The sequence below is a fragment of the Pedobacter sp. 01N416 genome (assembly GCF_056399685.1).
In genome coordinates, this window is the sequence record NZ_JBFTRT010000087.1 from 1 (window position 1) to 11730 (window position 11730).

Sequence of the window (11730 nt, forward strand, 5' to 3'; positions counted from 1 at the left end):
GTAGTATTCAATGAAACAGGATCTGTAGATCATTTCTTAAAAGCAGAGAATGATTTGTATTTGGCGGAAGCTAAATTACGACTTGGACAAACTGGAGCCTCAGGATACGTTAATAATTCAAGAGTAGGAATAGGTAATTTGCCTGCAGCAACAGACGCTGACCCTGATTTATTAGATAAAATATTTTACGAGCGTTACGTAGAATGTGATCTGGTATGGCCACAATTAGGTTTCTTTGACAAACGTCGTAATGGAACATTATTGCCTGGAACTGTATTCCAATTCCCAATACCTGCACCAGAGCTTATTGCACATGGACAACCAGTATACACATTTGGAGCTAATAAGCCAATGTAATTATTTTAATAAAAACACTTTTAAATAAATTCGATATGAAAAAAATAATCTATAGCATAATTTTGTTTTCGTTGACATTGGTGCTTTTATCTTCATGTTCTCGAGATATGGAATTTGATACTCTATCTGTTACTCCTCCTTCGCTGAACGTTACTGTCTATATTAATGGAAATCAAGCACAACGAAGTGCGAATGCAACAGTAGTGATTTCTAAAATAAATCCAGCCGATGGTTCTGTAATTACGCCTTCTTATTTCACCAAGCAAACTGATGCTTCAGGTTCTTTAAAACTTACCAATGCTGAACTTTTACAGATTTTTCCTGTACCAGCTACGGGTCAACCACGCGGAGGAAAATTATATTTCTCTGCTAAATCTGCAAATAACTTGCAAAGTGGAACCCTTACGAGTGCCTATATCAACATGACTGATGGCGAAACTTGGCAATGGGTTAATATTCAATAAACATATAAAGCACCCTACTTGATTTTTTTGGGCGGCTAGTAAACTATTATATGTAGTAATTACTTGGCCCAACAGTTTTTAACTGTTGGGCCAAGTAAAAGTAATACCATGTGATGATTAAAAAATAAACTTTAATATATATGAAATATATCTATACAATTGGATTTGTTACACTTCTTTTTGCATCTAATTTAAAAGCCCAAAATCAACAAACATTGCCCAAAGCAAATAAAATAGTGGTTAAAGTTGCAGTGGTTATCCAGGATCCTATTGTAAATGGAAAAAGAATGCACGAAGTGCTTAGAACGCCTGGTAATGAAAAACGTGTTTGGAGTGATCCTTTTCAATTAACTAGGGATTACGAAGCGACTTTAGAAAAAACAAGTGGCGGAACTATCGATTATCAAATAGTTGAGTTAATTGATACCAAAGAATATTTTACATTTTTAAAAAAATCAGGCGAAAAACTTACTGAAGCGAGAGTAATTGAACTGATGCAAGAACCTAATTGGAAAACACTGAAAGAACAAGAAACAGGTTTTGATTATAAAGCTTTCGTTGAACATTTTGGTTTTGACAAGAAACGCAATTCAGGAAAAATAAATGAAGTATGGGTATGGAGTTTCCCTTACGGTGGTATGGCTGAGTCAAATATGATGGGAGAAGGTGCCTTTTTTATAAATTCGGAGCCAACTCCTAATACAAACTGCAAAGAATTATTGTCTGTAATGGGTTTAAACTATGAAAGAGATTTAGCATGTGCATTAGAAAGTTATGGTCATCGTTTTGAATCAACAATGATGAAAGTATRTGGTTGGTGGGACTATGATAAAAAATCAAATATAAGCGAATTAACGCCTTGGGAACGTTATGCAGGTTATGTGAAAAACTATAACAAGTTCAATTCRGGAAAAGCACATATTGGAAACATTCATTTTCCGCCTAATGGACAACATGACTATGATTGGGCTAATAAATCTAAGGTGGATACCTATGCTGACAATTGGGCTTTTTTCCCAAATATTTCCGATGAAAATCCGCGTACTATTGATTGTAGTGAATGGGGATGCAGTCATATCGGTTATATGGAATGGTGGTTTACTCACATCCCTCATTTCAAAGGCGTAAGTCCAAAAGACGGTAAATTAAACAACTGGTGGTATTATGTTGTGGATTATAACGGAGCTGTAAGATTAGCTAACAAACTAGACAAAGGCGCACACCAAAAATAAAAAACTAACTTTTTTAGATCTTGGCCATCATCTTTAAAATCATCCGATAAAAATTAATGTTTTTATGAAATACACTAGTCGAATTTTTGCTGTAACCACATTATTGTCTTTGTTTTTTGCTACAGCATCGGCTACTGTTCTATCGCTGACAAAGGGTATGCACATTACAAAGTCTATAACGATTAAAAAGGGAGTTTATACTTTGGAGGCTAGTTCTTCCTTGTCTACTTCAGTTATTGTGGTGGAAGGTAATAATATTACTGTTGATTTTAACGGAGCAGAATTGCGCGGTAATAATAATAAAGAACTTCCCGATGAATTTAAAGGTGTAGCCATTTTCATAAAAGGAAACCATGTTACGCTAAAAAATGCTATTATTAAAGGATATAAAGTGGCGGTTATGGCTGGGAATTCGGATGTCTTAGTGCTTGATCATAATGATTTTAGTCACAACTTTCGCCAACATTTGAAAAGCACCCGTGAACATGAAGATTATAGCGATTGGCAAAGTTATCATCACAATGAAAATAATGAATGGCTCCGTTTTGGTGCAGGAATTTATTTAAAAAATTGCAATAACGCAACCATTTTTAACAATACAATCACAAACGGTCAGTGCGGACTGATGATGACTTCATGCAACAGTGCAACTATTTACAATAATAATTTTTCTTTTAATTCAGGAATTGGGATTGGGTTTTACCGCAGTAGTGACAACAAGGTGATGCACAATAAAGTAGATTGGAATGTGCGGGGAATGAGTGAAGGCTTTTATTATCGCGGTCAGGATTCAGCAGGAATTTTAGTGTTTGAACAGTGCAACAACAATGTTTTTGCCTATAATTCAGTTACGCATTCCGGTGATGGATTTTTTATGTGGCCTGGTAAGACAACTTTAGATACAGGCGCAGGAGGATGCAATGACAATTTATTGTATGGCAATGATTTTTCTTATGCACCAACCAATGGAGTTGAAGTCACTTTCAGCCGAAACAATATTATTAATAATACTATAAAAGGTTGTTGGCATGGGATATGGGGCGGATACAGTTATGACACGAAAATAATAGGCAACGACTTTGCCGACAACTTGGAAGGAATTGCTATAGAACATGGTCAAAATAATAGTATTTCACAAAACAGATTTCAAAGAGAAGGACTAGCCATTAATTTATGGGCAAGTGCAAAAATTGACACTAATTCTGCTTACAACAAACACAGGGATGTTCACAGTATGAATTATCAAATCACTAAAAATAGTTTTGAGCATTCCAAAAATGTATTTTCTGTCAGAAATACACAACACTTAAATGTTACAGATAATTTTTTTTCAGAAAATGAAAAGTTGATGAATGTTGGAGTTGGTGTTGAAAAAATGACTTTTACCAACAATGATGCATCAGCAGCCCCAACTAGTGATGTTGCAATTATCTCATCGTTTGCACCTAAACCAATGATAGGCGGTATTGATGCTAGGTTGTCTAAAGATTTTCCACAAGGAAGAAAATGGATAATGATGACAGAGTGGGGACCTTATAATTTTAATTATCCAATCCTTTGGTGGACAAAGACAGATAATGATGGCAAAATGTATTTTGATGTAATGGGCCCCAAAGGGAAATGGAAATTGAAAAATACAAAAGGAGTAAAAATTATTTCAAAAAATAAAGGCTCAATTCCAGCACAAATTATAGTTCAAAAAACAGATGTTGGAGAACCTATTACAGATATTATGATTGATTTGGAATATACAGGTGAAAAATTTATATCCGAATTAGGAGAGATGAATGCGGAAGACAAACCAGTTGTTTTTTCGTATAAAAAATTTGAACTGCAAACTCCTTGGGAATTACAATGGTATAAAATAGATTCTACCAATGATCCTATTAAACAACCGGAAGTATACCGAAAAATATTACAACAGAAACCAATAAAGACAGGAGTATTCAAAGAGTTACAACCGGGATTATGGCGCAATGACAAAGCATATAATGAACTGCCTACTGATAATCTTGTAGATGTTGCCACTACCAAAATAAATTTATCATATAAGGGTGATTATACCATAGGTATTTCGGTTGCCTATGCTGTAAAGATTTATGTAGACGACAAAATAGTAATTAATGTAGATGATTTATCCAAATTAGTGAATGACGCAGATTACTATCACGAAGCAAAAATTACGCTGACAAAGGGTATACATATAATAAGAGTAGAGCGTGTTCAGTACGGGAATTACGATTTATTGCAATTTCATTTTGCCCCTTCGTCGTAATAAAAATTTCATATTCCATTTTTTAATATATATCACATAATTAAACTTAATAATAAGGGATTGAAGCTCCTTATCTTATAAATTATATTAAATGAAAAAATCATATCTTCTGTTCATAGGGATTATTTTATTTGTTGTGATGTCATTTAAAACATTATCTGAAAATAAAATTATTAGTATTGCCAGTTTGCTTAGTGAAATGGTTGACAGAGATAATTTGGCGCGTTTTCCAGCGCATAAATATACTTGTGCCCAGTTTAGTAGTTATGACAGGGCTACAGTTTCTCCGAATCAGGAAGGTTGGTTTGCGAACTGGGATCGATCCATGTTTATTCGTACGGAGTCACGAGGAAACAAGAAGGAGTATGTAATGATGGATACAGATGGTCCGGGATCGATTGTTAGGTTTTGGATGACATTTGCAGGAAAAGATTGCGGCAAAGGTATTCTACGGATCTATATTGATAATGATAGTATTCCTGTTATTGAGGGAGGAGCAATGGATATTTTAAGTGGTGACAAGTTGGCTAATAGTCCGTTAGCTACTTCGGTTTCTCGTTTATCCAAATATGAAACAAGAGGACATAATTTATATTTTCCAATACCTTATGCTAAACATTGTAAAGTAACCTATCAATCAGATAATATAAAAGATGCTGGTGCAAAAACCGGTGGTGAAGCCGTTTATTATAATATAAATTACCGTACGTATGAGAATGGCACAGATATAACAAGCTATTCACCATCCGAAAAGAATAAAACGCAAGCAGTAACAACTGCCACTGAAAATACATTGTCTCAATTTAAAAAGACAATTGCTGTTCCAACAGAAAAATATAAGTTCATTGGTAAAATTAAACCCAATGATAAATTGAGTATTTCTTTTTATGGCTCAAAAGCAATTCGTAAAATCTCTATTAAATTAAACGCAAAAAATCTAGAACAAGCATTGCGTAGTACAGTTCTTAATGTTACTTATGATGGCGTTGATAATAAACAGGCATCTCCTTCTGTTTGGTGTCCGGTAGGAGATTTTTTTGGAACAGGTTATCAAATAAGAGAAATAAATACTTGGTATACCGAGGTTAATAAAGATGGCGTTTTGTCTGCGTGGTGGGTAATGCCGTTTGAAAAAAATTGCACTGTGAATGTAATAAACTTGGGAGACCAAAATGTTGAAGTGAGCAAGGGAGAAATTGAAGTTGGTTCTTGGAAATGGGAAGAAAACAGTATGTATTTTGGGGCATACTGGAAAGATTTCTATCATCTAAAAACGGGTGAAATGAAAAACAATTCAGGTACAGCTGGAGCTCCATTCGATATGAATCACGTTACTCTTTCTGGAAAGGGGATATTTGTTGGTGATGCTGTTACACTATTTAATACTGTTTATGCATGGTGGGGTGAAGGAGACGAAAAAATATATGTAGATGGAGAAAATTTTCCGTCACATATTGGTACGGGTACTGAAGATTATTATGGTTATGCTTGGTGTCGTCCTGAAAAAATTGTGAATCATCCGTTTATTGCACAACCGGATGGAAGCGGAAATTTTGTGCCTGGATATACGGTTAATTCACGTTACCGCTCGCTTGATGCTATCCCTTTTGAGAGAAGTTTTAAATTCGATATGGAAATGTGGCATTGGACACGTGCAACAATTGATTATGCCACTGTTTGCTTTTATTACCTAGAAAACCACTGTAAAGATCCAAATAGTAAACCGGATGTTGAAGGTGCAAAAAGACCTGTTGCAATAAAGCGTACCGATATTATTTCGCCTGAAATTGAGTACAATAAAGAAATTAAACCACTTAGTATTCAGGCTGAAAGTATGATTTTTAAGAAAGCCACTGGTGGTGAATTTGCATATGATAATAATGTGAAAACCAGTTGGGCAGATAACATGATAGTGGATTGGTACAATGCCAAAATAGGTAACAAATTAGAACTTGTATTTATTTCAAAAGCAAAATATACGCTACCAGTAAGCGCTGTCTTTACTGTTGCAAACAACTCTGGAAAATTCAAATTTACACTCAATAATAAAAGTGTTGTGTTTGATTTAATATCAGATAAAGCTGGATTAAAGACTATCAACCTTGGTTTAATAAAGCTAAATAAAGGAGAAAACAAGATTGGTGTTGAGGTTATTAATGCTCCGCCAAGTAGAACAAACGCAGTAGAATTTGGTTTTGACCAACTTTTGTTTGGATCTACAATAAAATAATAAGCTATAAACAATGAAGAAAATCATTCCACATTTGATAAGCTTTTTGTTTGTGTTTTGTTGTGTAAAAACACAAGGACAATCATTAAAATCAATAGAATTAGGACAAAATAAAAATAAGGGACTTGAAATTAAAAGTCTGAATCGTTTTCAAACACCAGGATATGAAATTCCTTTAGTTTCATTTTTAGTAAACGACAAGCCTTTCAGTACCACTATGGGAAAAGCTGAAAACGGTTCGGTGGTGTTCAGTAATAAATTACGAATTAATTATACTTTTGAAAAGGCCGATAAATGGGGTATTAAAGCTAAAATCACCTTTGTAAATGAAGGGAAGGATACACTTCGTATAGGTAATATCGTTCCGTTTGGTGAGTCGGAGAAACATGTCTATATTACTGCATTTGGTAACGATGGATTGTCACGAACCCATTTGTTTCGGCCTAATTATAAGCCAGTTAATGTCATTGTTCCGGATAATGCATGGGAGTTGGGTTTTGCTACGATCAATTGTGATAACGGAAATAGTTTTTGTGCATTATCGCGCCGTGATAAAAGTAGTGTAAGTAATGGTGAGGTAAGACGTTTTGAAACCAAATTGAACCCTGAGGGTGGTGTAACTTTCAATCTTTGGTTTGCGGATTATATTGGTACTTGGCAAGATGGTTTACGGTTGATGTTTCAAGATCGTATGCTATATGATGTAGAACCAGGAACATTTGACAATTCGATGTACGAACGTGAGGATTTAAAATGGGTTCGCAATGTGTATGCCGGACATTTTTTAGCAGCATGGCATAGTTATTTCTACGATGCGGACAAAACGGCTTATCAGTACGAAGATTTCAACAAGCAGATAAAACAACTTTACGGTGGTGATGATTATACTATTCTATGGCATGGATGGCCTATGATGGGTATGGATCAACGTAATCAGTTTGATGTTTTCAAAAGTTTGCCAAAAGGTATTGATGGTGTAAGAGATCAGTCCCGAATGGCCCTCAACAAATTCAACAACAAATTATTTACAGCTTTTATGCCTTGGGATTTACCTGCAGGGACAAACCAGATGTATAACAGTACTCGAATTGAACCTTTATTTGAYGGTTTGGCCAAAGTGGTTAAACAAGCAGAATTATGGGGGACAATGTTTGACACTCGAAGTGAGTCTAAAGTAGAGATGCAACAGGCTGTAGATGCACAGCGCAAAGGGTTTGTCATTTTTCCGGAAGGAATGTCAGCGCCTAGAGACATGCAAAATTGTATTATAGGTCGTGTACATGCGGCATTATCTTACCCCCCAATGCTGAATTTAAATAAACTGATTAAGCCTGATTTTACCATTTTGCGTCAGGCTGTTCTTGATACTACAACAGTTAAAAGAGATATGGCTATTTCTTTCTTCAGTGGGTATGGAGCTGAAATGCATTTGTATATTTCTCCAAAAACGGATTGGGTACATGACTTATACAGTTATTATGGTCGTATGACACAGTTGTTGCGCAACAATCACAATTGTTTTCAAGATAAAAACTACAGTCCGATTATTCCAACAACAGTTGATGATATTTGGGTAAATAAATGGGATAATAACAATAAGACAGTATACACGATTTATTCTGTTGATCCAAAAGGGCATAATGGTCCATTATTTGAAGTGCTTCCAGAAACTGGATATCATTTTGTTGACTTGTGGAATAATCAGGAATTAGTACCCGTTTCGAATGGTGGAAAATGGCTTATTCCGGCCTCTATTGATTCATTTGATGCAGCTTATAAAGGAACAAATGCTGAAGGGGAAGTGGGTTGTATTGCAAAATTGCCTAAGTTCCTTGAATCTAAAAAAACGAATGATAATTTAAGCGTTTATTCTTCAAAAGGCAGCAGTATCAAGGTATGGAAGGGTTCTCCGGCTTATAATAAAACGCCTTTAACACTACCCGTAGGAAAGTATAATTTAAACATACAAAAAGATTTGGCTTTTTATCAAGGAGACATTGTTGTTCAGCTTTTTGACCATGATATTTTGCTTGACGAACTAATTGTAAAAGGATCCAAAAAAGAACCAGTTCTAGTTTACAGGCCATTTAGCAAACCCGCTGATAAGACAGATTATCAATCGCAAAATATGAACGTAAAACTAGAGAGACAAAATGACTTACTGTTTGTAAATGCGGGCGAAGGTGAAATTAAAATTACAGCTGTTGATCAAATGGCTTTAGCTCCCTTATTATTAAAATCGGGTAATAATCGAATAAAATTATTTGATGTTTTTGGACAATATGAGGGCAATTTCAAAATTGAACTGTATAAAAACAATAAAGTGATAGACAACTGTATTGTAGGCATCCCTTATGGGTATTTACGTTTATTACATGAGTCAACCAAAACGCCAAAAGCAGCCAGAACTCCTGAAGGAATGGCTGAAATTCCTTCAGGTACATTTGTCTTTAAAGCAGAGCAAGAATTTCATTGGTTTACAAAACAACCTGTTGAGGATACAGCCAGAAAGGTAACACTTCCACGTTATTTTATTGATAGAAAACCTGTGACAAACAAACAATATCAGGCTTTTGTAAAGGCTTCAAATTATAAACCAAAAGATAGTGAAAACTACCTAAAACATTGGGTAAATGGAGAAATACCTCAAGGGCAAGAGAATTACCCTGTATGTTATGTTGCGTTGGAAGATGCAAAGGCTTATGCAGCTTGGGCCGGAGAACGTTTACCTACTGAAAAAGAGTGGTTGTATGCTGCTCAAGGTTCTGATGGTCGTTTATGGCCATGGGGAAATATACCTGATGAAAAAGGAGAAAAATGCAATTTAGGAAATGGGATTCCTACAGCAGTAGGAAAGTATCCCCAAGGAGCAAATCAATTTGGAGTTGAAGATCTTACAGGTTGTATTTGGCAAATGACAAATGATGAATATTTCCAAGGGACCACAAAAATATTTATTATGAAAGGCGGGTCTTATTTTAAACCAGAAGCAAGTTGGTGGTATGTTGAGGGGGGCGCAAAACCTTTGGTACGTCGCCAGAATCAATTAAGAGTATCGCCAGGTTATGAACGTGCAGCGACTATCGGCTTTCGTTGTGTAAAAGATGCTGAATAAAGAAAGAAAATAGATCTGAATAAATCACTATTAAAATACATCATGAATAAATATCTTAAAATTAGTACACTAATTATCTGTTTTCTTTTGACGGTATCTGCTGAAGCACAATCGATAAAGACAGCTGTTTTGACAAGCCAAGGGGGCTTGATGATTAACGGGAAACATTTGCCTTTACTTTCGTTCAAGATTAGTGAAGATGCTTTCAATTCAGATCAGGGTAAAGCAAACAATAATGCAACAGAAGTCGCAAATAAAATAAGTATAAGCTACTCTAAAATTGATTATAGCTACGGAGTTAAAGCAACTATTACTTTTAAAAACATAAGTAAAGATACTTTAATGCTCCATAATGTTGTGCCATTTGGAGAATCTGTTAATCACACATACATAACAGGTAAGGGAAAGCATGAATTGTCACGTACCTATTTATTTCGTCCAGGCTTCGCTCCCGTTAACGTAATTGTACCTGATAATGCTTGGGATTTAGGTTTCTCTGCAATACCTGCAAATGGAGACAAAGGTGTTTGTGCATTAATGAGACGTGATAGAAAATCCGTAAAAAATGGTAAAATTCATCGTTTTGAAACGGTGCTGTATCCTAATACAGGAGAGGTAACTTATACGCTTTGGGCTGATGATTATCAAGGAGATTGGCAGGAAGGATTGCGGGTAATGTTTCAGAAACGCATGTTGTACGATGTGGAACCAGGCACGTTTGACAATTCAATAATGGGCAGAAAAGATTTGCAATGGTTCCGTAATAAATATGTTGTTAACTTGATGATGACTTGGGATCGTCGTTTTTACGATTATAAAGATGGGCAATATCACGTAAAAGAATTTCTTGAAAGCGCCAAGAAGCTATATGGAGGAAGCGATGTATATGGTATTTGGCCAACATGGCCAACCCTGGGGATGGATCAACGCAATCAATGGGATATGTTTAGGGACTTGCCTGGCGGTTTTGATAAATTACATGAAATATCAAATTTATGCCATTCATTAGGCACCCATTTTTTTATATGTTACAATCCTTGGGACGGAAGTACGCGCAGTGACGAAGGACATTTTGATGGTATGACAAACATAATTAAAAAAGTAGGTATTGATGGAGTAGTTCTGGATACCCAAGGAGGATCCAGTAAGGAATTACAGGATGCGGCTGATCACGCACAACCGGGTGTTATTATGTATAGTGAAGGAATGGCTGTTCCAAAAGATATGCAGGGTATCCCATCAGGGAGAGTACATAATGCATTATACTATCCACCGATGTTGAATTTAAATAAATTTATCAAACCGGACTTTGCTATTTTTAGAGTTGCCGATTTTGGTCAAGAACGCATAAACCGTGAAATTTACCTTTCCTTTTTTAATGGATATGGCACCGAAATAAATCAATTTGCACCAGGGATTCCGGAGTGGGTTAATGAAGAATTTGTTTTATTGGGTAAAACATCTCGAGTATTGAGAGAGAATACTTCAAATTTTATCAGTCAAAATTATACTCCATTGTTGTCAACACTTAAGGACAATATTTTTGTTAATCGTTGGGATAAACCAAACAAAACGGTTTACACGGTTTTTAGCCTTGTCCCAGAAGGATTTAGCGATGCGTTATTTGCTGTCGATAACAAACCTGACACTCATTATGTTGATCTTTTTAACCATGAGGAACTTGTTTTGAAGCAAATAGAAAATAAATGGTATGTTCCAACAGTAACATCGGCTTTCAATAAAACAGACATCGGCACAAACAATGAAGGAGCCGTTACCGCTATTGGAGCTTTGCATAATAGTCTTAACGTGAAATTGAGAAGTGACCAATTAACATTTTCATCAACACAAGGAACCAAAATACGTATTTGGGCTGGTATGCCATCGTACGATAAAGAGTGTAAAGAATTCAAGACGGATAAACAGACCATAAATTTGATTGATAATTTTGCGGATTTTCATGGAAAAATTATTGTTCAGGCATTTGACGAGAATGAAGAACTGATAGACGAAAGAATTGTAAAAATACAGCCTGGTTCTGCTCGATTGGCTTCTAG

At 35.5% G+C, this 11730-nt stretch carries 7 protein-coding genes; all 7 read left to right on the forward strand.

From position 1 onward, the window contains the following. On the forward strand, positions 1-357 hold a 357-nt coding region (locus AC1DND_RS07160), incomplete at its 5' end, for a hypothetical protein (protein WP_477580308.1). 35 nt (positions 358-392) lie between these two features. After that, complete coding sequence (locus AC1DND_RS07165; protein ID WP_477580309.1) at positions 393-821, forward strand: hypothetical protein; 429 nt, start codon at positions 393-395, stop codon at positions 819-821. 140 nt (positions 822-961) lie between these two features. Next, the gene (locus AC1DND_RS07170) at positions 962-2053 is read left to right on the forward strand and encodes a hypothetical protein (protein WP_477580311.1); all 1092 of its coding nucleotides are present in this window, start codon (positions 962-964) and stop codon (positions 2051-2053) included. Between the two features lie 64 nt (positions 2054-2117). Next, positions 2118-4328, forward strand: a complete 2211-nt coding sequence (locus AC1DND_RS07175; protein ID WP_477580313.1) for a right-handed parallel beta-helix repeat-containing protein — start codon at positions 2118-2120, stop codon at positions 4326-4328. A gap of 91 nt (positions 4329-4419) precedes the next feature. Next, the gene (locus AC1DND_RS07180; protein WP_477580315.1) at positions 4420-6558 is read left to right on the forward strand and encodes a glycoside hydrolase family 172 protein; all 2139 of its coding nucleotides are present in this window, start codon (positions 4420-4422) and stop codon (positions 6556-6558) included. A 13-nt stretch (positions 6559-6571) separates the two neighbouring features. Further along, on the forward strand, positions 6572-9673 hold the full coding sequence (locus tag AC1DND_RS07185) for a formylglycine-generating enzyme family protein (protein ID WP_477580316.1): 3102 nt from the start codon (positions 6572-6574) through the stop codon (positions 9671-9673). A 42-nt stretch (positions 9674-9715) separates the two neighbouring features. Then, positions 9716-11730, forward strand: a 2015-nt coding sequence (locus AC1DND_RS07190) for a hypothetical protein (protein ID WP_477580318.1), incomplete at its 3' end; no start/stop codon positions are given.

Coding starts and splice junctions, on each gene's coding strand:
- AC1DND_RS07165 (WP_477580309.1), top strand. CDS start 393: ATGAAAAAAATAATCTATAGCATAATTTTGTTTTCGTTGACATTGGTG.
- AC1DND_RS07180 (WP_477580315.1), top strand. CDS start 4,420: ATGAAAAAATCATATCTTCTGTTCATAGGGATTATTTTATTTGTTGTG.
- AC1DND_RS07175 (WP_477580313.1), top strand. CDS start 2,118: ATGAAATACACTAGTCGAATTTTTGCTGTAACCACATTATTGTCTTTG.